The 23,858-nt window shown below is 67.2% G+C and carries 20 protein-coding genes; 1 reads left to right on the top strand and 19 read right to left on the bottom strand.

Features of this window, described 5'->3' with window-relative positions:
• The first annotated feature begins 45 nt into the window (after positions 1-45).
• A complete protein-coding gene (locus FJU31_RS11845) occupies positions 46-501 on the top strand; it encodes a CopD family protein (RefSeq protein WP_150454920.1) in 456 nt (151 codons plus the stop codon).
• A 120-nt stretch (positions 502-621) separates the two neighbouring features.
• On the opposite strand, the gene FJU31_RS11840 is transcribed toward FJU31_RS11845, so the two are convergent.
• From FJU31_RS11840 to FJU31_RS11750, 19 genes are all read right to left on the bottom strand, one after another.
• Positions 622-1,581, bottom strand: a complete 960-nt coding sequence (locus FJU31_RS11840; protein WP_150454919.1) for an acetyl-CoA carboxylase carboxyltransferase subunit alpha — start codon at positions 1,579-1,581, stop codon at positions 622-624.
• Between the two features lie 113 nt (positions 1,582-1,694).
• Positions 1,695-2,558 carry a hypothetical protein gene (locus FJU31_RS11835; RefSeq protein ID WP_150454918.1) on the bottom strand — a complete coding sequence of 288 codons (864 nt, stop codon included), beginning with the start codon at positions 2,556-2,558 and terminating at the stop codon, positions 1,695-1,697.
• 54 nt (positions 2,559-2,612) lie between these two features.
• Positions 2,613-6,212, bottom strand: coding sequence for a DNA polymerase III subunit alpha (dnaE, locus tag FJU31_RS11830; protein ID WP_150454917.1), 3,600 nt, complete (start codon positions 6,210-6,212; stop codon positions 2,613-2,615).
• Between the two features lie 198 nt (positions 6,213-6,410).
• The gene (locus tag FJU31_RS11825) at positions 6,411-7,082 is read right to left on the bottom strand and encodes a ribonuclease HII (RefSeq protein WP_150454916.1); all 672 of its coding nucleotides are present in this window, start codon (positions 7,080-7,082) and stop codon (positions 6,411-6,413) included.
• Positions 7,079-8,281: a lipid-A-disaccharide synthase gene (gene lpxB, locus FJU31_RS11820; protein ID WP_239501486.1), complete on the bottom strand. Its 1,203-nt coding sequence runs from the start codon at positions 8,279-8,281 to the stop codon at positions 7,079-7,081. The genes FJU31_RS11825 and lpxB overlap by 4 nt, the downstream gene beginning before the upstream one ends.
• Before the next feature lie 53 nt (positions 8,282-8,334).
• On the bottom strand, positions 8,335-9,126 hold the full coding sequence (gene lpxA / locus FJU31_RS11815; RefSeq protein WP_150454914.1) for an acyl-ACP--UDP-N-acetylglucosamine O-acyltransferase: 792 nt from the start codon (positions 9,124-9,126) through the stop codon (positions 8,335-8,337).
• 19 nt (positions 9,127-9,145) lie between these two features.
• Entirely contained in the window at positions 9,146-9,601 is a 456-nt protein-coding gene (gene fabZ, locus FJU31_RS11810) for a 3-hydroxyacyl-ACP dehydratase FabZ (RefSeq protein WP_150454913.1), read from the bottom strand.
• Positions 9,598-10,620 carry a UDP-3-O-(3-hydroxymyristoyl)glucosamine N-acyltransferase gene (lpxD, locus tag FJU31_RS11805; protein ID WP_108768299.1) on the bottom strand — a complete coding sequence of 341 codons (1,023 nt, stop codon included), beginning with the start codon at positions 10,618-10,620 and terminating at the stop codon, positions 9,598-9,600. Before lpxD ends, fabZ begins: the two co-directional genes overlap by 4 nt.
• A gap of 489 nt (positions 10,621-11,109) precedes the next feature.
• A complete protein-coding gene (gene bamA / locus FJU31_RS11800; RefSeq protein WP_150454912.1) occupies positions 11,110-13,473 on the bottom strand; it encodes an outer membrane protein assembly factor BamA in 2,364 nt (787 codons plus the stop codon).
• Positions 13,474-13,547: 74 nt separating this feature from the next.
• Positions 13,548-14,906, bottom strand: coding sequence for an RIP metalloprotease RseP (gene rseP / locus FJU31_RS11795; RefSeq protein WP_150454911.1), 1,359 nt, complete (start codon positions 14,904-14,906; stop codon positions 13,548-13,550).
• Between the two features lie 55 nt (positions 14,907-14,961).
• Positions 14,962-16,152, bottom strand: a complete 1,191-nt coding sequence (locus FJU31_RS11790; RefSeq protein WP_150454910.1) for a 1-deoxy-D-xylulose-5-phosphate reductoisomerase — start codon at positions 16,150-16,152, stop codon at positions 14,962-14,964.
• 2 nt (positions 16,153-16,154) lie between these two features.
• The gene (locus FJU31_RS11785) at positions 16,155-16,991 is read right to left on the bottom strand and encodes a phosphatidate cytidylyltransferase (RefSeq protein WP_150454909.1); all 837 of its coding nucleotides are present in this window, start codon (positions 16,989-16,991) and stop codon (positions 16,155-16,157) included.
• Positions 16,988-17,755, bottom strand: coding sequence for a polyprenyl diphosphate synthase (uppS, locus tag FJU31_RS11780; protein ID WP_150454908.1), 768 nt, complete (start codon positions 17,753-17,755; stop codon positions 16,988-16,990). Before uppS ends, FJU31_RS11785 begins: the two co-directional genes overlap by 4 nt.
• A gap of 5 nt (positions 17,756-17,760) precedes the next feature.
• Positions 17,761-18,315 (bottom strand): ribosome recycling factor, encoded by a 555-nt coding sequence (frr, locus tag FJU31_RS11775; protein ID WP_108768305.1) that lies wholly within the window; start codon positions 18,313-18,315, stop codon positions 17,761-17,763.
• A gap of 97 nt (positions 18,316-18,412) precedes the next feature.
• The gene (gene pyrH / locus FJU31_RS11770) at positions 18,413-19,141 is read right to left on the bottom strand and encodes a UMP kinase (RefSeq protein ID WP_079221256.1); all 729 of its coding nucleotides are present in this window, start codon (positions 19,139-19,141) and stop codon (positions 18,413-18,415) included.
• 119 nt (positions 19,142-19,260) lie between these two features.
• Positions 19,261-20,799 carry a sensor domain-containing diguanylate cyclase gene (locus FJU31_RS11765; RefSeq protein ID WP_150454907.1) on the bottom strand — a complete coding sequence of 513 codons (1,539 nt, stop codon included), beginning with the start codon at positions 20,797-20,799 and terminating at the stop codon, positions 19,261-19,263.
• A gap of 320 nt (positions 20,800-21,119) precedes the next feature.
• Positions 21,120-21,995, bottom strand: coding sequence for a translation elongation factor Ts (gene tsf / locus FJU31_RS11760; RefSeq protein ID WP_150454906.1), 876 nt, complete (start codon positions 21,993-21,995; stop codon positions 21,120-21,122).
• A gap of 126 nt (positions 21,996-22,121) precedes the next feature.
• Entirely contained in the window at positions 22,122-22,928 is an 807-nt protein-coding gene (gene rpsB / locus FJU31_RS11755; RefSeq protein ID WP_150454905.1) for a 30S ribosomal protein S2, read from the bottom strand.
• Between the two features lie 219 nt (positions 22,929-23,147).
• Positions 23,148-23,852, bottom strand: a complete 705-nt coding sequence (locus tag FJU31_RS11750) for a fimbrial biogenesis chaperone (RefSeq protein WP_150454904.1) — start codon at positions 23,850-23,852, stop codon at positions 23,148-23,150.
• Positions 23,853-23,858 lie beyond the last annotated feature (6 nt).

Here is a 23,858-nt window from a genome sequence, read left to right as displayed (position 1 = left end):
CTGCGACAATGGGCGCCCATCCCCGCCAGCCGCCGGAGCGAGCGCATGCAGAGCTATTACTGGGTCAAGACTTTCCATCTGCTTTTCGTGGTGGCCTGGATGGCGGCGGTGTTCTACCTGCCGCGGATCCTGGTGAACCTGAGCGAGACCGCCGGCCAGTTGCCGGTAACCGAGCGGCTGCAGCTGATGGGCCTGCGCCTGTACAGGTTCGGCCACATGATGTTCGGTTTCGCGCTGATCCTGGGCCTGGTGCTGTGGCTGGGGTACAAGGTCATCCCTGATTTCCCGACCATGGTCGCGCCCGGTGGCGCCGGCTGGCTGCACGCCAAGCTGGGCCTGGTGGTGCTTCTGCTGGTCTACTTCATCTGGACCGGGCGCCTGCTGAAGGGTGTGGCCAAGGGCCGCGCGCTGCCGTCCTCGCGCGCGCTGCGCTGGATCAACGAGATTCCGCTGCTGGCCTTCATCCCGATTGTCTGGCTGGTGCTGGCCAAGCCGTTCTGACATGCCCCGGTAGATCCACGCCATGCGGGAAGGGGCCCCTGTAGAGTCGAGCCATGCTCGACTGCTTCGATCAGCAGCAGTCGAGCATCGCTCGACTCTACAGAAAGGCAGGGCGGCCGATCAGGCGGCTTCGTAGGTGCCGTAGCTGCGCAGGCGCGTATAGCGCTGTTCCAGCAGCTGTTCGGTGGAAAGCTTGTCCAGCGCTTCCAGCTCGTTCAGCAGCACGGCCTTCAGGCGCTTGCCCATCTGGGTCGGGTTGCGGTGGGCGCCGCCGGTCGGCTCGCGCACCACCTTGTCCACCAGGCCCAGGCTCTTCAGGCGCGGGGCGGTCAGGCCCAGCTGTTCGGCGGCGTCCTTGGCCTTGCCGGCGTCCTTCCACAGGATCGAGGCGCAGCCTTCCGGGGTGATGGTTGAATACACCGCGTATTCCAGCATCACGGTGCGGTCGCCCACGCCCAGTGCCAGCGCGCCGCCGGAACCGCCTTCACCGATGACGGTGCAGATGATCGGCACCTTCAGCTCGGCCATTTCCATCAGGTTGCGGGCGATGGCTTCGGACTGGCCGCGCGATTCGGCGTCGATGCCCGGCCAGGCGCCGGCGGTGTCGATCAGGGTCAGCACCGGCAGGCCGAAGCGTTCGGCCATCTTCATCAGGCGCAGGGCCTTGCGGTAGCCCTCCGGCTTGGGCATGCCGAAGTTGCGCTTGATCTTTTCCTTGGTGTCGCGGCCCTTCTGGTGGCCGATCACCATCACCGAGCGGCCATTGATGCGGGCCAGGCCGCCCATGATGGCCTTGTCGTCGGCGAAGGCGCGGTCACCGGCCAGTTCCTGGAACTCATCGAAGATGATGCGCAGGTAATCGGCGGTATACGGGCGCGACGGGTGGCGGGCCAGCTGCAGCACTTGCCACGAGGTCAGGTTGCGGAAGATCTGCGCGGTGCGCAGGCGCAGCTTGTCCTGCAGGGCGTGAACCTCGGCCTCGACATTGACCGCCGGTCCGGCACTGGCGTTGCGCAGTTCCTGGATCTTGGCTTCCAGGTCGGCGATGGGTTGCTCGAAGTCGAGGTAGTTCGGATTCATCGGAAGCCGTCGTGTAAAGAAGAGGGGAATTCTAGCCGAATGCGCAGCAATGGCCCGTACGCCTTCGTCTGGAAGGCGACGGTACCCCAGCCGGGCAGGGGGCGCCAGTCAGCTCAGGGCAGGACCACGGCGCTGCGGGCCATTTCGGTGCTGCGCACGGTGACGAAGTCGTTGTAGGCCTGGTTGGCGGCCACCGGCAGCTTCGAGCCCAGCGTCGCGGTGGCCTGGGTGAACGCCATGCTGGCCTGGAAGTCTTCCTTGCGCAGGGCCTTCTGCTCGGCTGCGGTGCTGGCCTTCAGCCAACGCGCGTAGAGATCGCGCAGCGGGCCGGCGTGGGCTTCGAAGGCCGGATCCAGAGCGGGCAGGCTGGCCGGGGCCGGTTCCAGGGAGTAGACCGGGGCCACGTAACCGGCCGGCTGCTCGCGCTTGAACGCGCCCGGTTCGCCCATGCCTTCCTCGACATAGGTGATGAAGTCGGGTGCGGTGAAGATCTTGGTGCTGATCTTGCCGCCCGAGGAATCGACGTGGGCCACGATCTGTTCCTGCGGGAACGGTTCGCGCACGCCGAAGTTCCAGGTCTTGTCGATGAACAGGCCGTGGAACTTGTCGAACGGGCCCTTGAACGCCACGCCGCCGATCTCGATGCCCAGGCCGCTGGCGCCGAAGTTCTTCAGCTTGTCTTCGCCGGTCACGTAGATCTCGCGCGCGGTGACGTACTCGCTGAGGGTCGGGTTGATCAGGCCGCCGCGGCTGTCGACGTAGACGATGAAGCGCACATCGCCCAGGCGCTGGGTATGCAGGGTGTGCTCGCCCGGCGCCAGGCTGACCGGGCGTGAGGCGTTGGGCGCCACCGGCAGGTCCTTGCCATCGATGCTGACGGCCAGCGGCGTGGCGGTCGGGTTGTCGATCTCGAAATCGACCTTGGACGAGCAGGCGGCCAGCACCAGGGCAGCGAAGCAGGGGAACAGCAGTTTCATGACGGTCTATCGTCCTTGATGGCAACAGCGGAAAAACGCAACGCGTGGGCCAGCCTAGTTGGCCCACGGCGGGCTGTAGCGCACTTTCAGCGTGCGCACGGCCGGATCGGCACGCAGCGCCTCCATCAGCTTGGAGTCGATGCGCACCGCGTTTTGCCCGGATACGTCGAGCATGCCGGCCACGCCGCCCTGCGGGCCCTTCAGCAGCAGGTCCAGGCGCAATGGCGTGCGCCCGGGGCGATGGCGGTCGAGCAGGGCATTGACGCGCTCCCAGACCGGGCGCTGCTGGCGCAGGTCCAGGCGCAGCGACAGGCGCGTGGCGTAGTTGGCGCAGACTTCATCGAAGTCCCAGCACTGGCGGATGCGCAGCGCGTAGCCACCGTTGAACTCGTCCTCGCGCAGGCCGCCCTTGACCACCAGGATGCGGTCCTTGGTCATCAGGTGGCCAAACTCGGCCATGGCATCGGAGAACGCGCTGCACTCGACGCGGCCGCGGCCATCCTCGAGCTGGATGAAGATCTGGCTTTCGCCCTTGCGGCGCACGCCGACCACCTGGCCGGCCAGCACGGTCGGTACTTCCGGGCGCCAGCGCTTCTCGCCGCCGTTGCCACCACCGCCACCGCTGTTGCTGGAACTCCAGATCTTCTCCACCGAGCCCAGGTCGTTGCCGACCAGGTCGCGCACATCGTCGCGCCACGGGTCGAACGGGTGGCCGCTGAGGTAGAAGCCCAGCGTGTCGCGCTCGCCGTTCAGGCGCTGCAGCAGCGGCCATTCATCGGCTTCGACCAGGTCCAGCTGGATGGTCACGGTGCTCGGGTCGGGGCCGCCGAACAGCGAGTTCTGGCCCGAGGCACGCTCGCGCGCCATCTGCTCGGTGGCCTTGATCACTTCCGGCAGCTGCAGCATCAGCGACGCGCGGTTGTGGCCCAGCTCGTCCAGCGCGCCGCAGTTGATCATCGCTTCCAGCGTGCGGCGGTTGAGCTTGGCCGAACCGACGCGGGTGCAGAAATCGAGCAGGTCCTTGTAGTCGCCGCCCTTCAGGCGCTCGTCCACCACCGCTTCGCAGGCACCCTGGCCGACGCCCTTGATCGCGCCCAGGCCGTACTGGATGGTGTCCGGCGTGACCGCTTCGAACATGAACGCAGAGTGGTTCACCTTCGGCGGCAGCACGGTCAGGCCGAGGTTGCGCACTTCGTCCAGGAAGCCGACCACCTTTTCGGTGTTGTCCAGGTCCGAGGACAGCGTGGCCGCCATGAACTCGGCCGGGTAATGGCGCTTGAGCCAGGCGGTCTGGTAGCTGACCAGCGCGTAGGCGGCGGCGTGCGACTTGTTGAAGCCGTAGCCGGCGAACTTCTCCATCAGGTCGAAGATCGCATCGGCCTTGGCTTCGTCGACGCCGTCCTTGGCCGCACCCTCGCGGAAGATCTCGCGGTGCTTGGCCATTTCGGCCGGCACCTTCTTGCCCATCGCACGGCGCAGCAGGTCGGCGCCGCCCAGCGAGTAGCCGCCGACGATCTGCGCCATCTGCATCACCTGCTCCTGGTACACCATGATGCCGTAGGTGTCTTTCAGGATCGCTTCGGTGCGCGGATCGGGATAGATGATTTCTTCCTGGCCGTGCTTACGCGCGTTGAAGGAAGGAATCAGGTCCATCGGGCCGGGTCGGTACAGCGACACCAGCGCGATGAGGTCTTCGAAGCGGTCGGGGCGCGCGTCCTTCAGCAGGCGGCGCATGCCCGAGGATTCGAACTGGAACACCGCACCCGTGTTGCCGTTGGCGAAGATGTCCTTGTAGGTGGGCGCATCGTCCAGCGGGATCGCGGCGATATCCACCGGCGGGATGCCGGCGCGCTCATGGCGCTTGTTGATCGCCTTCACCGCCCAGTCGATGATCGTCAGCGTGCGCAGGCCGAGGAAGTCGAACTTCACCAGGCCGACTTCTTCGACGTCGTTCTTGTCGAACTGGGTGACCGGGTTCTTGCCCAGGCCGTTTTCATCGTGTTCGGCGTACAGCGGGCAGAACTCGCTCAGCGGCTCGGGCCCGATCACCACGCCACCGGCGTGCTTGCCGGCGTTGCGGGTCAGGTCTTCCAGCTGCAGCGCCAGGTCGATCAGGTCGCGGACATCGTCCTCGCTCTCGTAGCGCTGGATCAGTTCGGCCGAGGCCATTTCCGAGCTCGGGCCTTCCTTGCCCTTGCCCAGCGCATCCTTCAGGTGGATGCCGAGGATGTTCGGGATCAGCTTGGAAACACCGTCCACCAGGCCGTACGGGAAGCCCAGCACGCGGCCGGAGTCACGCACCACCGCCTTGGCCGCCATGGTGCCGTAGGTGATGATCTGGCTGACGCGTTCGCGCCCGTACTTGCGCGCGACGTAGTCGATCACTTCATCGCGGCGGTCCATGCAGAAGTCGATGTCGAAGTCGGGCATCGACACGCGTTCCGGGTTCAGGAATCGCTCGAACAGCAGGTTGTACGGCAGCGGGTCCAGATCGGTGATCTTCAGCGCCCACGCTACCAGCGAGCCGGCACCCGAACCACGGCCGGGGCCGATCGGGATGCCCTGGTTCTTGCCCCACTGGATGAAGTCGGCAACGATCAGGAAGTAGCCCGGGAAGCCCATCTTGATGATGGTGTTGAGCTCGAACTCCAGGCGTTCGAAATACTCTTCGCGGGTCTTGCCCGGCGCCAGCGGATTCTTCTCAAGGCGCTCTTCCAGGCCGTCGCGCGACATCTTCTGGATCCAGGTGTCCAGGGTCTCGTCGTCGGGCACCGGGTAGTTGGGCAGGAAGTAGGTGCCCAGCCGCATCTCGATGTTGCAGCGCTCGGCCAGTGCCAGCGTGTTGTCGATCGCATCGGGGATGTCGGCGAACAGCGCGCACATCTCCTCGGCCGACTTCAGGTACTGCTGGTCGCTGTACTCGCGCGGGCGCTTGGGATCGTCCAGCACGCGGCCGGTGGAAATGCACACGCGCGCTTCGTGCGCGCTGAAATCGGTCGGCGCCAGGAAGCGGACATCGTTGCTGGCCACCACCGGCAGGCCGCGCTGGCCGGCGGCCATCAGCGCGAAGCGGTTGAAGGTTTCCTCGCCATCGCGGCCGGTGCGGGTCAGCTCCAGGTGCAGGCCATCGCCGAAAGCGCGCTGCCAGTCCGCCAGCTGTTGCTCGGCCAGGTCGTGCTTGCCCTCCAGCGCCAGGCGCCCGGCCAGGCTGTCACGGCCGGCCAGGGCGAACAGGTTGGCGTTGCCGGCCTTCAGCCATTCCGGGTGGATGGCCACGCCGCCTTCCGGGCGGTGGCCTTCCATCCAGGCACGGGTCAGCAGCCGCGACAGGCTGAGGTAGCCCTCGCGGTCGCGGCACAGCAGGGTCATCCGCCACGGGTCCTGGCCTTCCTCGGTGATCATCACGTCGGCGCCGGCGATGGGCTTGATGCCCACGCCTTCGGCGGCCTTGTAGAACTTGACCAGGGCGAACAGGTTGTTCAGGTCGGTCACCGCCAGCGCGGGCATGCCGAGTTCGACCGAGCGCGACAGCAGGTTGGCCTGCTTGGCCTTTTTCGGGTCCGCCTGGTCCGGTTTGGCCGGCACGCGGATGGTCGAGTCCGCCAGCGAGAACTCGGTGTGGACGTGGAGATGTACGAAGCGGGAGTTGGACATGCCGGACCAGGTTGGAGCGCGCGGGCCCCGGGTGCTGACGGGGGAATCGTCGCCGGGGTCGGGAAGCGCTGGAGTGCCCGGTCAGGGTAGCGAGGGCAGGGGGTGGCGACAAGGACTTGACGGTGCAGCGATTGCGCGGATCCGCCGGGCGCGGTCACCCGTTCATGGTAGCGCCGGGCCATGCCCGGCGGCCGTTGTTCAGGCAATCGCGATGTCGGCGGCCACAACCTGCGGCACTTCCAGGCATTCGCGCACCGGCGCGAAGCTGCGGCGATGCTCGTCGCAGGGGCCATGCGTGCGCAGCGCGGCCAGGTGGGCCGGGGTGCCGTAGCCCTTGTGCTGGTCGAAGCCGTACTGCGGGTGCCGCACGTGCAAGTCCTGCATGTAGCGGTCGCGCGAAACCTTGGCCAGGATCGAGGCGGCCATGATCGCGCGGTCGATGCCATCACCGCCGACCAGCGCCTGCGCCGGCAGCACCAGGCCCTTGGGCACGACGTTGCCATCGATGCGGGCGAAGCCGGCCACGTGGGTCACGGCCGCCACTACATCGCGCATGCCCTGCAGGGTGGCCTGGTAGATGTTCAGGCGGTCGATGGCGTTTACGTCCACCAGCACCACTTTCCAGGCCAGGGCCCGTTCAATGATGCGGTCGTGCAGCTGTTCGCGGCGCGCCGCGGTCAGTTGCTTGGAATCGTCCAGGCCGTTGATGCGCGGCCGCGCCGGGTCGAACACCACGGCGGCGACGGCCACCGGGCCGGCCAAGGGCCCGCGGCCGGCTTCGTCGACGCCGGCCACCAGACGCTCCGGCTCGACCACCGCCGCGCCGTCGAACAGGGCCAGGCTGGCCGCAGCGGCAGCGCGACGGCTCATGCGGGTTCCTGGTTGCGCACCAGCAGCTCGCCCACCGCGTCGGCGGCACGGGCGGAGGCATTGCGACGCAGGCGTTCGTGCAGGCGCTCGTAGGTGCCCTGCAGGTCGGCCGTGCGCTGCGGGTGGTCGAACCACTGCTGGATGGCCGCCGCCAGCTTGTCCGGGGTGCAGTCGTGCTGCATCAGTTCCGGGGCAAGATCCTGCGCGGCGAGGATGTTGGGCAGGGCGAAGCGGTCGACCTTGATCAGCCCCAGCGCCTTTACCAGGCGGTAGGTCAGTTCGTTGACCCGGTAGCCGACCACCATCGGCCGCTTCACCAGCATCGCCTCCAGGGTGGCCGTGCCGGACGCCAGCACCACCACGTCGGCGGCGATCATCGCCGTGCGTGCCTGGCCATCGAGGACATGCGAGTACGCCACCGGCAACGCCGAGCGCGACAGCTGTTCCTCGATCAGGCGGCGGCAGGCGGCGTTGGCCGCCGGCACCACCACGTGCAGGCCGGGGATGCGTTCGGAGACCTGCCAGGCGGCTTCGAAGAACGGTTCGCCCAGGCGCGAGATCTCGCCTAGGCGGCTGCCCGGCAGCACCGCCAGCACCTTGGCCGAGGCAGGCAGGCCGAGCGCGGCGCGGGCTGCATCGCGGTCACCGTGCAGCGGAATGTCATCGGCCATCGGGTGGCCGACAAAACGCGCATCGATGCCGTGCTTTGCATAGATGGGCGGTTCCATCGGGAACAGGCACAGCACCAGGTCGGCACTGCTGCCGATCTTCTCAGCACGCTTCTCGCGCCAGGCCCAGACCGAGGGGCTGACGTAGTGCACGGTGGGAATGCCGCGCTGCTTCAGCCAGCGCTCGATGCCCAGGTTGAAATCCGGGGCGTCGATGCCGATGAACACATCCGGCTGCCACTCCAGCGCACGCTCACGGAACGCCGAGCGCAGCTTGAGCAGGCGCGGCAGGTGGCGCAGCACTTCGGTCAGGCCCATCACCGCCAGCTCGCTGGCGTCGTGCCAGGTCTGGCAGCCGGCGGTGCGCATGGCATCACCGCCGATGCCGGCGAATTCGGCATGCGGGAAGCGGGCCTTCAGCTCGCGCACCAGGCCCGCACCGAGCAGGTCGCCGGAGGCTTCGCCGGCCACCAGCGCGATCCGCAACGGGCGCTCGCTGAGCACCCGCTGCGCCGGCACGCTGCCGGCCATCGAGGCCAGCGGGACGACGGCAGCGCCGGCCGGCGCCTGGCCGGTCGTGCTGCTCATCGCAGCAGGTGCCTTTCGGTGTGCTCGATGAAGTCCAGCATGGAGCGGACGTCATCGCTGGCCTGGGCCTGTTCGGCCAGCTGCTGCTTGGCTTCGGCCAGCGGCAGGCCGGCGACGTACAGGGTGCGGTAGGCGCGCTTGATGGCCGAGATGCGCTCGGCATCGAAGCCGCGGCGCTTCAGGCCTTCGCTGTTGATGCCACGCGGGCGGCCCAGCGAATCGGTGCCGACCATGGTGAACGGCGGCACATCGCCGTTGGTCAGCGCGCCCATGCCGAGGAAGGCGTGGGCACCGATGCGGCAGAACTGGTGGGCACCAGCGAAGCCGCTGATGATCACGTAGTCGCCGACGGTGACGTGCCCTGCCAGGGTGGTGTTGTTGGAGAACACGCAGAAGTTGCCGACGTGGCAGTCGTGGGCAACGTGCGTGTAGGCCAGCATCCAGTTGTCGTTGCCGATGGTGGTGATGCCACCGCCGCCGCCGGTGCCGCGGTTGAGGGTGACGAACTCGCGGAACACGTTGCGGTCGCCGATCACCAGTTCGGTGCGTTCACCGGCGAACTTCTTGTCCTGCGGCTCGCCGCCGACCGCGACGTGGCCGATGAAACGGTTGTCGCGGCCGATCCGGGTCGGGCCGTGGATGCTGCAATGCGGACCGACTTCGGTGCCGGCGCCGATCTCGACGTCGGGCCCGATGATCGTGAACGCGCCCACGCGGACGTCGTCGGCCAGTCGAGCCGACGGATCGATCACCGCGGTGGGATGGATCAGGGCAGCGCTATCGGTCATCTCGTTCCTCCGTACAGGGTCATTCGCGGGTGCCGGCGCACAGCACCTCGGCGCAGGCGACCACTTCACCGTCGACCTTGGCCACGCAGTCATACACGGCCATGTTGCGGATCACGCGCTTGATCTCGACGTGCATTTCCAGCACGTCGCCCGGCACCACCTGCTTGGTGAAGCGGGCCTTGTCGACCTTGACCATGTAGAACAGCTTGGACTGCGAATCGCGGCCCAGGGTGAGCTGGGTCAGCACGCCGCCGGCCTGGGCCATGGCTTCGATGATCAGCACGCCCGGCATGATCGGCTGGTTGGGGAAGTGGCCCTGGAAGAACGGCTCGTTGATGCTGACGTTCTTGGTGGCGACGATCCTGCGGGCTTCGTAGTCGATCGACAGAACCTTGTCGACCAGCAGGAACGGGTAGCGGTGCGGCAGCAGCGTCTGGATCTGTGCCATGTCCGGCAGGGTCTGGGGCTGGCTCATTCTTTCTCCTTGCTCACAGACAGGATGCGACGGGCCAGTGCATCAAGCTGCTTGAAGCGCGCGGCGTTCTTGCGCCACGTGCGGTTGTCGGTCAGGGGCGTTCCGGACGAATATTCGCCCGGCTCGGTGATGGAGTTGCGGACCACCGATTTACCGGTGATCACGACCTTGTCGCAGATTTCCAGGTGGCCGACGACGCCAACGGCGCCGCCGAGCAGGCAATAACGGCCGATCTTGGCGCTGCCGGCGATGCCGGTGCAGCCGGCGATCGCCGAGTGGGCGCCGATCTGCACGTTGTGCGCGATCTGCACCAGGTTGTCCAGGCGCACGTCTTCGGCGAGCACGGTGTCTTCCAGCGCACCGCGGTCGACGCAGGTATTGGCGCCGATCTCGCAGTCGTCGCCGATGCGCACGCCACCCAGCTGCGGCACCTTGATCCACTTGCCGGCGTCCATCGCCAGGCCGAAGCCATCGGCACCGAGCACGGCGCCGGGATGGATGCGCACGCGCTTGCCGAGCTTCACGCGGGTGACCAGGGTGACGCGGGCGATCAGTTCGCAGCCACTGTCGAGGGTGCAGTCTTCGCCGATGATGCTGCCGGCGCCGATGATGCAGTTCTCGCCGACCACGCTGCGCGCACCGATGGTGACGAACGGGCCGATGTGGGCGCTGGCGGCCACCTGGGCCTGCGGGTCGATGACCGCGCTGGGGTGGATGCCCGGCTCACGCACCGGCGCGACGTCGAACAGCGCGGCGATCTTGGCGAAGGTGGTGTAGGGATCCTTGGCGACGAGCGCGGCGCCGGGGGCGGCCTCGGCGTCTTCGGCACGCAGGACCACCAGCGAGGCCTGGCTGTCGGCCAGCTGCGCGCGGTAGCGCGGGTTGGCAAGGAAGGTCAGCTGGCCGGCACCGGCATGGGCGAGGGTGGCCACGCCACGGATGGCGGTGGCGGGATCGCCATGGACCTGCAGGCCGAACTGATCGGCGAGTTGCTGGGCGGTGTAGGTAGGAGTATTCACGGCGGGAGTTTAACGTGTGGAGCCAGTCCGGTCATGCGGCGCGGTTCCACGGCGCCTTCCTGCTACCGGGTGGAGGCGGCGGGTGGCCCTGGTCAGGACACGCAAAATCCCCTCCATGGTGCTCGATGGCGCCATCCATGGCGCCAACGGTCCTGCCCAGGGCCACCCCCCGCCTCTGGACACGTTCCTGCGGGCGGCTAGCATTCGAAGCCTCTGTAGAGCCGAGCCATGCTCGGCTCACCGCGTGTGAACGCGTTAACGCAAACGAAAACGCCGGGCAGAGCCCGGCGCTTCGTAACCCGTCTGGTGGAGAGCCCCTTCCTGTTAAGGGGGGCGCGCCCCTGGGAATCGCAGGAGCGATTCCCAACGTTGCCATGCAACGGCCCGAAGGGCGCATGCCATGGATGGCATGCGTAACGGCGCGGGGGATAGGGAGCAGGATAGGCCCCGCGGTTTGCATCGCAAACCGTGGGAACGTTTGGGGGCCAGTTAGAACTGGCCACCAAACGTAAATTGCAGGCGTTCAATCTCGTCGCCGTCTTCCTTCTTCAGCGGGAACGCGTAGCTGATCGAGATCGGGCCGACCGGGGCGCGCCACAGCAGGGCCACACCGGTGGACACGCGCAGCTCGTTGGCCTTGAAGTTGTCCACGCCGTTGTAGACGTTGCCGAAGTCGACGAAGGCCGACACGCGTGCCGACGGGCTGTCGAACAGGCGCGGGAAGTAGGCTTCGACCGAACCGACGGTCTTCAGCGAACCACCCAGTGGCTGGCCGTTGGGGTAGCTGCGGGTCACTTCGCGCGGGCCCAGCGTGTTGTCTTCGAAGCCGCGCACCGAGTTGGTACCGCCGGCGTAGAAGTTCTCGTAGAACGGCAGGCCCGATGCGGTCACTTCGCGAAGATTGCCGTTCTCATCCGGCACGATGGCGGTCTTGTCCTTGCCATAGCTGTCGCCATAACCGATTTCGGCGCGGGTGTTGATGACCAGCGACGGAATGATCGGCCAGTACTTGCTGATCTGGTAGTTCAGCTTGAAGTACTCGACGGTCGAGCCGGGCAGGGTGGTTTCCAGGCCCACGCGCTGGTAGGTACCGCGGGTCGGCATGAAATAGTCGTTGCGCGAGTCGCGCGCCCAGCCCAGTTCCGTGCGCCAGGCATGGAAGGTCTTGCTGCCCATCACGTTGATGTAGTCAACGATCGACTGCGGAGTGGTGCCGGTGTAGGTGGTGATCTGGTTGCTGTCGATGCCGAACATCAGCGAGACGGTGTCGGTCTCGGTGAGCGGCACGCCGAACACCACCTGCGCGGCACCGTTGGTGCTGTTGTACTGCGCGGTGTTGAAGTCGGAGTAATCCAGTTCGCGCCAGGACAGGTTGTAGCCCAGCGACACACCGTCATCGGTGAAGTACGGATTGGTGTAGCTGAAGCCGTAGCGCTGCAGGTAGCTGCTGCGCGAGGCTTCCACCGACACACGGTTGCCGCCGCCGAGGAAGTTGTTCTGCGACAGCTGCACCGAGGTGGTCATGCCGTAGGACTGCGAATAGCCCAGGCCGAACACGAAGCTGCCCGAGGTGGTTTCCTTGACGTTGTAGACCACGTCGACCTGGTCGTTGCTGCCACTGACCGGCGGGGTTTCGACGTCCACCGACTCGAAGTAGCCCAGGCGCTGCAGGCGGATCTTGGAACGGTCGATCGCCGCCTGCGAGTACCAGCTGTTCTCGAACTGGCGCATTTCGCGACGCATCACTTCGTCGGAGGTGCGCGTGTTGCCCTTGAAGATGATGCGGCGCACCGACACACGCGGGCCGGGGACGACCTGCATGTTCACCGCGACGGTCTGCTCGGCACGGTTGGTGGTCGGGATCGGGTTCACCTTGGCGAACGCGTAGCCGATGTTGGACAGCGAATTGGTGATCGCGTCGGAGCTGAACTCCAGCAGCGCACGCGAGAACGTGTCGCCGGACTTCTGGATGACCATGCGCTCGACGTCTTCCTGCGGCAGGACGGTGTCACCGCTGACCTTGATCTCGGAGATCTTGTACTGGTTGCCTTCAGTCACGCCGGCCGTCACGAACATGTCGCGCTTGTCCGGGCTGATCGAGACCTGGGTCGAATCGATGCTGAAGTCGACGTAGCCGCGGTCCAGGTACCAGGAGTTCAGCTTTTCCAGGTCGCCGGACAGCTTTTCCTTGGAGTACTGGTCATCGCGGCGGTACCACGACGCCCAGTTGTGTTCCTTCGATTCCCAGGTTTCCAGGATGTCCTTGCTGTCGTACTTCTCGGTACCGACCAGGTTGACGTGCTGGATCTTGGCGGCCTTGCCTTCCTTGATCGCGATGGCGATGTCCACGCGGTTGCGGTCCAGCGGGCTCACCGTCGGGGTGATCTCGACGTTGTACTTGCCACGGTCGTTGTACTGGCGGCGCAGCTCCTGCGTCACGCGGTCCAGGCTCAGGCGGTCGAAGGTGCCACCCTCGGTCAGGCCGATGTCGGACAGGCCCTTGAGCAGCTGGTCGGACTTGATGTCCTTGTTGCCGGTCACGGTCAGCTTGTTGATCGCCGGGCGTTCCTTGACGGTCACGACCAGGATGTTGCCCTGCCGGTCCAGCTGCACGTCTTCGAAGAAGCCGGTCTTGTAGAGGGCGCGGATGGTCTCGCCGACCTTGCTGTCGGTGACCGTCTCGCCACGTTCCACCGGCAGGTACGTGAACACCGTACCCGAACTGATGCGCTGCAGGCCGTCGACGCGGATGTCGCTGACAGTGAAGGGCTCGGCTGCCTGGGCCAGGGCGGGAGCGCCGGTGACGGCGGCGAGGGCGAGGGCCAGCAGGCGGCGATTGGGGAGTCGCGTCATGTCACGTCCGGTAGGAAGGTCGATTTCATTGGTACGGGATGCCGGCGCTGTAGACGCCAAAAACGTGGAAAAGTTCATCGCGGGACCAGGCCGAGGATGTCGTTGTAGAACGCCAGCCCCATCAGCCCGGCCAGCAATGCAAGGCCGATGTACTGACCTGCGGCGATGGCACGCTCGCTCAGCGGGCTGCCCTTGACCAACTCGATAAGGTAATACAGCAGGTGCCCGCCGTCCAAGATGGGAATCGGCAGCAGGTTGATGATGCACAGGCTGAGCGACAGCAGGGCAAGGAACTGCAGGAACCAATCGAGGCCGCGTTTGGCCGAAACATTGGCCACGCGGGCGATGGTGACCGGGCCGGAAACGTTCTGCAGCGAGGCTTTGCCGGTGACGATACGGGCCATCATGCCCAGCGAATCGGAGGCCAGGCGGCCGGTCTCGCGCACGGCCACGGTCACCGCATCGAGCGGCCCGTAGCGCATCAGGGTGTCGTAGGCGGGGCTGAAGGCGCCGGAGAAGCCCACGCCGATCTGCCAGACCGGCTTGCCCTGGCCGTCCTTGCCCGCGCGCGGGGTCACTTCCAGCGCCAGGCGCTCGCCACCGCGCAGCACTTCGATCATGCCCGGGCCACCACGGCGGCCCAGTTCCTGGATCTGCGCGCTGACCTGGTCCGCGCCGTCGATGCGCTGGCCGTCGATGGCCACGATCAGGTCACCCGGCTGCAGCAGGCCGGCCACGGCCGAATCGGCGGTCAGGCTGTCCACCTGCGCCGGTTGCAGCGATGCCTGCCACTGCAGGCCGGCCAGGCTCGGCACACGGCGTTCATCGAAGCCGGCCGGCAGCTGCGACAGCGGCAGCGTGCGCTTGCGCACCTGGTCACTGCCGTCCAGCACCTCCAGGGTCACGTCACGCCGGTCCATCGCCGCCGCGGTCAGGGCCATGCTGGCATCGCCCAGGGTGACCACGTCGCGGTCGTCCACGCGCAGCACGCGGTCGCCGCTGGCCAGGCCGGCGCTGGCGGCGATGCCGTTGGTGCGGCCGATGGTGGCCGAATAATCCTGCTTGCCGATCACGAACATCGCCCACAGCAGCAGGATGCACAGCAGCAGGTTGGCGATGGGGCCGGCGGCAACGATCGCGATGCGCTGCCAGACGGTCTTGTGGTTGAAGGCCTGCCCGCGCTCATGCGGGTGGACCTCGACCTCGCGCTCGTCGAGGAACTTCACATAGCCGCCCAGCGGCAGAGCGGCGATGGCGAACTCGGTGCCGTGCTTGTCGCGGCGCGACCACAGCGGGCGGCCGAAGCCGACCGAGAAGCGCAGCACCTTCACCCCGCAGAGGCGGCCCACCGCGTAGTGCCCGAATTCGTGGAAGGTGACCAGCAGCCCGAGGCTGACGATCATCCACCAGACCGATCCGATGAAGTCAGTCATGCAGGCTCACGGTGGCGGGCAATGGCAGCGGCGTCATGCGGTATGGGCGTGGCGTTCAGGCGGCGTCGATGGCGTTCAGGGTCAACTGGCGGGCCCGCTGGTCGGCGGACAACAGGCCGTCCAGTGTATCGGCTGCTTCGGTCGGCAGTGTTGAAAGAGCGTTAGCAACCAGTGCGGGAATGCTCAGGAAACCGATCCGGCCCTGAAGAAACGCTGAAACAGCCTCTTCATTGGCCGCGTTCAGCACGGCCGGAGCGGTGCCGCCGGCCTGCATCGCCTGCCAGGCCAGGGCCAGGCAGGGGAAGGCCTCGGTGTCCGGGGCTTCGAAATCGAGCCGGCCCTGGGCCAGCAGGTCCAGCCCGGACACGCCCGATTCGATGCGCTGCGGCCAGCCCAGGCCCACGGCCAGGGTGGTGCGCATGTCCGGCAGGCCCAGCTGGGCCAGGGTCGAGCCGTCGACGAACTCGACCAGCGAATGGACCAGGCTCTGCGGGTGGACCAGCACCTCGATGCGCTCTCCGGGCACCTTGAACAGGTGGTGCGCCTCGATCACTTCCAGGCCTTTGTTCATCAACGTCGCCGAATCGACCGAGATCTTCGGGCCCATGGACCACTTCGGGTGGGCAACGGCCTGGGCTGGGGTCACCTGCTCCAGTTCGGCGCGGCTGCGGCCACGGAACGGGCCGCCCGAGGCGGTCAGGAGGATCCGGCGCACGCCGGCCCCGTCCAGGCTGGCATCGCGCGAGCGCAGGCACTGGAAGATCGCGCTGTGCTCGCTGTCGATCGGGATGATCTCGGCGCCGGCATGCTCGGCGGTGCGGGTCAGCAGCTCGCCGGCCAGCACCAGCGATTCCTTGTTGGCCAGCAGGATGCGCTTGCCGGCGGCGGCCGCCGCCAGGGTCGAGGACAGCCCGGCCGCACCGACGATGGCGGCCACCACGGTGTCGCAGGCATCGCTGGCGGCCAGCTGGTCCAGTGCGGCAGCGCCGGCGTGGGCCTCGGTGGCCAGGCCGGCGTCGCGCAGGCCGTCGCGCAGCTCGGCGTACAGGCTCTCGTCGGCGATGACCGCGTGCGCGGGCCGGTGCTGGCGGCACAGCGCCAGCAGCGCCTGCACCTGGCGGCCGGCAGCGAGCACGGTGGCCTGGTAGCGCTGCGGGTGGCGGGCGATCACGTCCAGCGTGGAGGCGCCAATCGAGCCGGTGGCGCCGAATACGGCGACCCGGCGCAGGTCTGCAACATCATCCATGGTCAGAATCCGAAGATTTCCTTGCCCAGCGCGAACACCGGCAGGGCAGCCAGCACACCGTCGACGCGGTCCAGCACGCCGCCGTGGCCAGGAATGAGGTGGCCCGAATCCTTGGCGCCGGCATGGCGCTTGATCAGGCTTTCATAAAGGTCGCCCAGCACCGAGGCGAACACCGCCACCACCGAAGTGACCAGCAGGCCCGGCAGGTGCGCGACATCCACGCCGGCCAGCCAGCCCAGGCCGGCGGCCACGGCGACACCGGCCAGCAGGCCGCCGAACAGGCCTTCCCAGGTCTTGTTGGGGCTGATGCGCGGGGCCAGCTTGTGCCTGCCGAAGTGGCGGCCGGCGAAATAGGCGCCCGAATCGGCGGCCCACACCAGCGCCAGCGCGGCCAGCAGCCACAGGTGGCCGTTGTGGCCCGGCGGATCGCCGCCGGCATGGATCAGCACCAGCGAGGCCCAGGCCGGGACGATGGCGAGGGTGCCGGCCAGAAGCTTGAGGATGCGGGCGGGACTGCCCGGCTGCGCGCCGAAGGTGAAGAAGCGCAGCCAGACCAGGGCGCCCAGCCACCACGCCACGCCGACCAGGGTCGCCAGCTGGAACAGCACCAGCGAACTGCCATCGGCCCAGACCATCAGCACCATCAGCAGCAGGTTCAGCACCAGCAGCACGGTACGGGGCAGGGTGTCTTCGATGCCGGCCAGCTTCAGCCATTCCCACAGGCCGATCAGGAATACGGCGGCGGCGGCGGCGGCCAGCCACTGGGTAGGCAGCAGCAGGATCGCGGCAATGGCCACCGGCGCCATGATCAGCGCGGCGAGAACTCGGGTCTTGGTCATGGGCTGGGCGTCTCGGTGGCCAGGGCGGCGATCTGGGCGCTGGTCAGGCCGAAGCGGCGTTCACGGCTGGCGTAGGCGTCCAGCGCCTCCTGCAGCTGCCCGGAATCAAAGTCCGGCCACAGTGCCTCGGTGAACCACAGCTCGGTATACGCCAGCTGCCACAGCAGGAAGTTGCTGATGCGGGTATCGCCACCGGTGCGGATGAACAGGTCCGGCGGCGGCAGGTCGGCCAGGGCGACCTGGCGGCCCAGCAGCGATTCGTCGATCTGCTCGGGCAGAAGGCGGCCGGCAGCCACTTCCGCGGCCAGCGCACGGGCGGCGCGGGCGATGTCCTGGCGGCCACCGTAGCTGGCGGCGATCGACAGGGTCAGCGTGGTGTTGTCGGCGGTGCGCTGTTCGGCCAGCTGCATGCGGCTGACCAGCCCGGCGCCGAAGCGCTCGCGTTCGCCGATGAAGCGCACGCGCACGCCACGGCGATGCAGCTCGTCCACTTCGCGGTCGAGCGCGCCGAGGAACAGCTTCATCAGGGCATCGACTTCTTCCTGCGGGCGGCCCCAGTTCTCGCTGGAGAACGCGAACAGGGTCAGGGCCGGAATGCCCAGTTCAAGGCAACGGTCGATGGTGCGGTTGACCGCGCGCGCGCCGGCACGGTGGCCGATCACGCGCGGGCGGCGGCGCTGCTGTGCCCAGCGCCCGTTGCCATCCATGATGATGGCGACGTGGCGGGGCAGGGCGGCCGGCAACGGAGGCGGGACTGAAGGCATCGACTTCAGACCGACAACAGTTCCTTTTCCTTGTCGGCGACGACCTTGTCGACGTCCTTGATGCTGCTGTCAGTCAGCTTCTGGATGTCGTCTTCGCCGCGCTTCTTCTCGTCTTCGCTGATCGCCTTGTCCTTGACCAGCTTGGCCACTTCCTTGTTCGCGTCCTGGCGGATGTTGCGGATGGCGATCTTGGCGCCTTCGCCTTCCTTCTGCACCTGCTTGGCCAGCTCCTTGCGGCGCTCTTCGGTCGGCGGCGGCATGTTGATGCGGATGGCCGCGCCCAGCGTGTTCGGGGTGAACTCGTGGTTGTACAGGCCCTTCTCGATTTCCTTGATCATGCTCTTGTCGAAGGGCGTGACCAGCAGCGAGTGGGCATCGGCGTTGGAGATCGACGCGACCTGGTTCAGCGGGGTGCTGGCGTTGCCGTAGGCATTGACCGTGACGCGGTCCAGCAGGGCGGGAGTGGCACGCCCGGTGCGGATCGAGGTGAGGGTGTGCTTCAGAGCGTCGATGCTCTTGGCCATGCGCGTCTGCGCGTTGTTCTTGATGTCGTTGAGCATCGCCCGGGTCCTGGATGTAACTGGAATCGGGCGATTATAGGCGAATACGGGACGCTGACGGGCCTGGATCGGCCCGCAGCACGCCTGCCGCTCAGGCTCAGGCCGGATCGCGGCCCTGGACCAGGGTGCCGATGTTGGCGCCGCCGAGGATCTTCAGCAGCTCGCCGGGCTGGCCCATGTCGAACACGCGCATCGGCAGGTCGCTGTCACGGGCCAGGGCGAAGGCCGCGGTATCCATGACTTCCAGGCCGCGGCGGATCACTTCGTCGTAGCTCAGGCTGTCGAAGCGGACCGCATCGCTGTGCTTGTTCGGGTCCTTGTCGTACACGCCATCGACCTTGGTTGCCTTCAGCAGCAGGTCCGCGCCGATCTCGATCGCGCGCAGGGCAGCGCCCGAGTCGGTGGTGAAGAACGGGCTGCCGACGCCGGCGGCGAAGATCACCAGGCGGCCCTTTTCCAGGTGGCGGATGGCGCGGCGGCGGATGTAGTCCTCGCACACGTCGTTGATCTTGATGGCGCTCATCACGCGGGCCTTGGCGCCGAGCTTCTCCAGCGCATCCTGCATGGCCAGGGCGTTGATGACCGTGGCCAGCATGCCCATCTGGTCGCCGGTGACGCGGTCCATGCCGCCTGCGGCCAGGCCGGCGCCGCGGAAGATGTTGCCGCCGCCGATCACCAGCGCTACTTCGGCGCCCGCCTGCTGGGCCTCGATCACTTCACGGGCCAGGCGGTTGATGATCTTCGGGTCGATGCCGTAGTCCTCATCTCCCATCAGCGCCTCCCCGGACAGTTTCAGAAGGATGCGGCGATAGGCGAGCTTGGACATATGGACCTCGTGAGCGTGGAAATCGCGGGGAATTCTACGCGCATGCGGCGCGCGGCCAAAGCATTTTGTGCACTGCGGCGCAGAAGGCCGCACTGCCCCGTTCAGCCGGGGCAGAGGGTTCAGCCCAGTTCGGCGCCTGCGGTGGCAGACAGCTCATCATGCCCCAGTTCGCCGGGCGAGCGCGCGATGACGCGGTTACGGCCCAGGTTCTTGGAGCGGTACAGCACGTCATCGGCCGCCCGCAGCAGGTCCTGCACGCCGGCAAAGCGCTCGTAACCGCCCTGGGTGGCCACGCCGGCGGAGAAGGTCACGAACAGCGGCCCGCCCTCCAGCTCGACCATCGGGGTGGAGACGATGCTGGCCAGCACGCGGCGGATGACGTCCAGGGCCGTCGCTTCGCTGGTGTTGGGCAGCAGTGCCACGAATTCCTCGCCACCGAAGCGGGCCACGGTATCGCTGTTGCGCAGCTGGCCCTGCAGCTTGCTGGCGAACACGCGCAGCACCTCGTCACCGGTCAGGTGGCCGTGGGCATCGTTGATCTTCTTGAAGTCGTCCAGATCGATGAAGGCCACCGACAGCGGCCAGCCCTGCCGGCCGGCGCGCTGGAACTCCTGGTCGAGCACGGTTTCCAGCTGGCGGCGGTTGAGCACGCCGGTGAGTGCGTCGCGGTGGGCCTGGTCGGCCAGGCGCTTGGCCCGTGCCTCGAATTCGTCGGCGCGGCGGCGCGCCTGCTCGGCATCCTGCATTTCGCGCAGGTTGCGCAGCGTGGTCAGTTCCTGCGCGTGGTCGATCAGTTCGCGCACGCGGGAGGGTGAGCTCAGGCCGGTCTCGAACAGGCTGGCGATGTCCGGCAGCGCGTCGCTGATGCGCGCCAGCACCTGGTCGAAGCGCGCGCTGTCCAGCTGCAGGCGCTCGTGGGCCTCGTGCAGGGCGCGTTCGCGCGCGCCGTCGGCATCCTCGTCCAGCCAGATGTCGGCAACCGCGCCTGAGAGCTGTACGCAGGCCTGGAAGGTGTTGTCGGTGGCGGGCTCGGACTCGCTCAGGCGGATGCTGTCCACCAGGTAGCGCGGCAGGCCCCACTGTTCGGCCACCCAGGCGCCGACGTCGGCGTGGGTGCAGCCGAGTTCCTCGCGCTCGCGGGCAAGCAGGTCCAGGTTGCCGCCGGCTTCGCGCAGCAGGGGCAGGTAGCGCTCGGATTCGGCCTGGGCCAGGCACAGCACGCCCATGTCCTGCAGCAGGCCGGCCAGCATCAGCTCTTCCAGCCGGCGCAGGCCGCGGGCCTGGCCCAGCTGGCTGGCGGCCAGGGCGCTGAGGATGCTGCGCTTCCAGGCGCGCTGGCGCAGGTCGTGGTCGGCGCCGCCGCCGCCGGTCAGGCCCTGGGTGACGGTGAAGCCCAGCGCCAGGCTGATCGTGGCGTTGAGGCCGAGCATGGTCAGTGCCTGGCCGAGGTTCTCGATCCGGCGCCGGCTGGCATACAGCGGCGAGTTGGCGATGCGCAGCATGCGAGCGCTCAGCGCCATGTCGATGGCGATGATGTCGGCGGCGGTGGCGATGTCCGCTTCCGGGTCCTGGGCCAGTTCGATGATGCGCAGGGCAATACCGGGAGGCGAGGGCAGGTTGCGGCACAGCGCCAGGGCAGCAGTCAGCTCAGGAGGCATGTCGGATCGTTCAATTCCATTAGGACAAGAATACCTAGGGATACATCACAGTCTGCGACTTCTGTTCCTGTTATGCGATTGCGTATTCCCCTGTGTCGAGTATCGGCTTGAATGGCGGATAACGCAAAGATCCTTGTTTTGGCTGTGCGCACCAACGGTGCGCACCTACCGGGGAGAGAGTGCGCACCAAGGGTGCGCGCCTACCGGGGAGAGAGTGCGCACCAAGGGTGCGCACCTACAGGTTTACCGGCCCACGGGCACAAAAAAAGCCGCGGTTTCCCGCGGCTCCTTCTGGTCGTTTCGCAGCCGGTGGGCTGGAATCAGACCTGCATCGCCTTGGCAACTTCGGCGGCGTAGTCTTCAACCACCTTCTCGATGCCTTCGCCCACGACCAGCAGCTGGAAGCCAGCCACGTCGGCGCCGGCGGCCTTGACCACCTGCTCGACGGTGGTGTCGCCCAGCACGTAGGTCTGGCCGTACAGGGTCACTTCGCTGACGATCTTGTTGATCTTGCCGGCGATGATCTTTTCCAGGATGTCGGCCGGCTTGGACTTGTCCTTCTCGGACATCTTGGCCAGTTCGATTTCCTTTTCCTTTTCCACGAACTCGGCCGGCACATCGGCAGCCTTGTTGTGCGGCGGCTTCAGTGCGGCCACGTGCATGGCCAGGCCGCGGGCCAGCTCGACGTCGCCGCCGATCAGGTCAACCAGCACGCCGACCTTGCCGTTGGTGTGGACGTAGGCACCGACGTTACCGGTGGTGTCGACCTTGACCAGGCGACGGATCTGGATGTTTTCACCCAGCTTCTGGATCGCGGTGGCGCGGGCTTCTTCGACGGTTTCGCCGGAGGCCAGCTTGGCGGTCTTCAGGGCTTCGGCGTCAGCGGCGCCCGATGCCAGGGCGGCAGCGGCGACGGAGTCGACGAAGTTCTTGAAGTTGACGTCGTTGGCAACGAAGTCGGTTTCCGAGTTGATCTCGACCAGCACGGCCTTGCCGCCGTCCTGGGCCAGGCCCAGACGGCCTTCAGCGGCCACGCGGTCAGCCTTCTTGTCGGCCTTGGCGGCGCCCGACTTGCGCAGGGCTTCAGCAGCGGCGTTGATGTCGCCGCCGGCTTCGGTCAGCGCCTTCTTGCATTCCATCATGCCGGCGCCGGTGCGCTCGCGCAGTTCCTTGACCAGGGAAGCAGTGATTTCCACGGGATTACCTCACGAAAGAAAGGGGTTGGGCCGGCATGGTGGCCGGCCCGTGTGACAGTGTCCGGTCGCCGCGCCAGTGGCAGCGGTCAGGACAGGTGGGCGCAGGGCGCCCACCGGGGGCCTGGATCAGGCCTGGGCTTCGCCCTTGTCAGCAGCAGCCTTCTTGGCCGGTGCGCGACGGGCCGGCTTGCCTTCTTCGGCAGCAGCGGCGTCGGCGAAGTCTTCTTCACGCACCGAAGCAGCGTGCGGAGCAGCAGCCTTGCCTTCCAGCACGGCGTCGGCAGCGGCGCGGGCGTACAGCTGCACAGCGCGGATGGCGTCGTCGTTGCCCGGGATCGCATAGTCGACCAGTTCCGGGTTGTAGTTGGTGTCGACCACGGCGATGACCGGGATGCCCAGCTTCTTGGCTTCCTTGATCGCGATGTCTTCGTGGCCGATGTCGATCACGAAGATGGCGTCCGGCAGACGGTTCATGTCCTTGATGCCGCCCAGCGAGGCTTCCAGCTTGTCGCGCTCGCGACGCAGGCCCAGCACTTCGTGCTTGACCAGCTTCTCGAAGGTGCCGTCGGATTCACCGGCTTCCAGTTCCTTCAGGCGGGCAACCGACTGCTTGACGGTGCGGAAGTTGGTCAGGGTGCCGCCCAGCCAACGCTGGTTCATGAACGGCATGCCGCAACGCTCGGCTTCTTCACGGATGGTTTCGCGGGCGCTGCGCTTGGTGCCCAGGAACAGGACGGTGCCGCGCTTCTGGGCAACCGACGAGATGAAGTTCATCGCGTCGTTGAACAGCGGGACGGTCTTTTCCAGGTTGATGATGTGGATCTTGCCGCGGGCGCCGAAGATGTACGGAGCCATCTTGGGGTTCCAGTAGCGGGTCTGGTGGCCGAAGTGGACGCCGGCTTCCAGCATCTGACGCATGGTGACCTGGGGCATTGCAATACTCCTGATGGGGAACCGGCGATTCCGCCCGCGGGACAGGTATGCGGGACGCGTGGAAGCGCTGATGGTTCCGGGGTTGGGCTTCCCTGTTGCCTCCGTGGCCGAACTCCTTGCGGAGCACCCCGGCACGGATGGGGGCAACAAGTGTGGATTCGCCGATGACGTACGGCGTGGACGGTGTTCCGCGCACAGGGCGGCAGGACATCCCGGAGATTATAGCCCGGCGGCGGCGTCCGCTGCAATTGCGGGTCTGGGCGCAGGCAGGGCCTGCACCTCTCCATCCTGCAGGCGGGCCCGGAAACGGCCACCGCGGTAGGCGTCGGCACGGGCCGGCAGCTGCCAATGGCGCTCCCGGTCGGCGAGTACATACCCGGCGAGACCCGGCAGCAGCACGTGCGGCTCGCCCTGTGCGTCCTCGTACACGAGGTCGCTGAGGCGGGCGTGGCGGAGCCCCTCATTATGCAGTCTCAGCTCGGGCTGCGCCGCATCGCCGGCCGTCTCCACCCAGAGCCGGGCCGGCGCGCCGGCGGGATCACCGCCGCGGAACAGTGGCAGGGAATAGCGGGGCTGCCGGCGGTCATCGGGGGTCAGCAGCACCCGGTAGGCCTGTTCGGCGGCGAGCGGTGCGGGCGTGCGTGGCAGCAGCCAGACCCGCTGGCGGGCGCCGGCGGGCAGGTCGATCAGGGTGGGGCTGGCCAGGACCTGCTCGCTGCGCTGCAGCCGTTCGGCACCGGTCTGCTGGTCCCAGGCCCAGATCTGCAGGCGCCCGCGCCAGGGCGCCGGGCCGGGGTTGTGCAGCCACAGTTCGGTACGGCCGCCGGCCGCGGGCAGCTGCAGGGTGGTCGGCACCAGCTCCAGTGCCGCCGCCGGCAGGGCCAGCAGCAGGGCCAGAAGGCCGGGCAGCCAGCGCCTGGGCATCAGTAG

The organism is Stenotrophomonas cyclobalanopsidis (genome assembly GCF_008710035.1).
Lineage (GTDB): Bacteria > Pseudomonadota > Gammaproteobacteria > Xanthomonadales > Xanthomonadaceae > Stenotrophomonas > Stenotrophomonas cyclobalanopsidis.
This window is presented reverse-complemented; position numbering and strand designations above follow the sequence as displayed.

Excerpts from the sequence above, each read along its gene's own strand:
- FJU31_RS11845 (WP_150454920.1), top strand. The coding sequence starts at position 46 with ATGCAGAGCTATTACTGGGTCAAGACTTTCCATCTGCTTTTCGTGGTG.
- FJU31_RS11840 (WP_150454919.1), bottom strand. The coding sequence starts at position 1,581 with ATGAATCCGAACTACCTCGACTTCGAGCAACCCATCGCCGACCTGGAA.
- FJU31_RS11835 (WP_150454918.1), bottom strand. The coding sequence starts at position 2,558 with ATGAAACTGCTGTTCCCCTGCTTCGCTGCCCTGGTGCTGGCCGCCTGC.
- dnaE (WP_150454917.1), bottom strand. The coding sequence starts at position 6,212 with ATGTCCAACTCCCGCTTCGTACATCTCCACGTCCACACCGAGTTCTCG.
- FJU31_RS11825 (WP_150454916.1), bottom strand. The coding sequence starts at position 7,082 with ATGAGCCGTCGCGCTGCCGCTGCGGCCAGCCTGGCCCTGTTCGACGGC.
- lpxB (WP_239501486.1), bottom strand. The coding sequence starts at position 8,281 with ATGGCCGGCAGCGTGCCGGCGCAGCGGGTGCTCAGCGAGCGCCCGTTG.
- lpxA (WP_150454914.1), bottom strand. The coding sequence starts at position 9,126 with ATGACCGATAGCGCTGCCCTGATCCATCCCACCGCGGTGATCGATCCG.
- fabZ (WP_150454913.1), bottom strand. The coding sequence starts at position 9,601 with ATGAGCCAGCCCCAGACCCTGCCGGACATGGCACAGATCCAGACGCTG.
- bamA (WP_150454912.1), bottom strand. The coding sequence starts at position 13,473 with ATGACGCGACTCCCCAATCGCCGCCTGCTGGCCCTCGCCCTCGCCGCC.
- rseP (WP_150454911.1), bottom strand. The coding sequence starts at position 14,906 with ATGACTGACTTCATCGGATCGGTCTGGTGGATGATCGTCAGCCTCGGG.
- FJU31_RS11790 (WP_150454910.1), bottom strand. The coding sequence starts at position 16,152 with ATGGATGATGTTGCAGACCTGCGCCGGGTCGCCGTATTCGGCGCCACC.
- FJU31_RS11785 (WP_150454909.1), bottom strand. The coding sequence starts at position 16,991 with ATGACCAAGACCCGAGTTCTCGCCGCGCTGATCATGGCGCCGGTGGCC.
- uppS (WP_150454908.1), bottom strand. The coding sequence starts at position 17,755 with ATGCCTTCAGTCCCGCCTCCGTTGCCGGCCGCCCTGCCCCGCCACGTC.
- frr (WP_108768305.1), bottom strand. The coding sequence starts at position 18,315 with ATGCTCAACGACATCAAGAACAACGCGCAGACGCGCATGGCCAAGAGC.
- pyrH (WP_079221256.1), bottom strand. The coding sequence starts at position 19,141 with ATGTCCAAGCTCGCCTATCGCCGCATCCTTCTGAAACTGTCCGGGGAG.
- FJU31_RS11765 (WP_150454907.1), bottom strand. The coding sequence starts at position 20,799 with ATGCCTCCTGAGCTGACTGCTGCCCTGGCGCTGTGCCGCAACCTGCCC.
- rpsB (WP_150454905.1), bottom strand. The coding sequence starts at position 22,928 with ATGCCCCAGGTCACCATGCGTCAGATGCTGGAAGCCGGCGTCCACTTC.
- FJU31_RS11750 (WP_150454904.1), bottom strand. The coding sequence starts at position 23,852 with ATGCCCAGGCGCTGGCTGCCCGGCCTTCTGGCCCTGCTGCTGGCCCTG.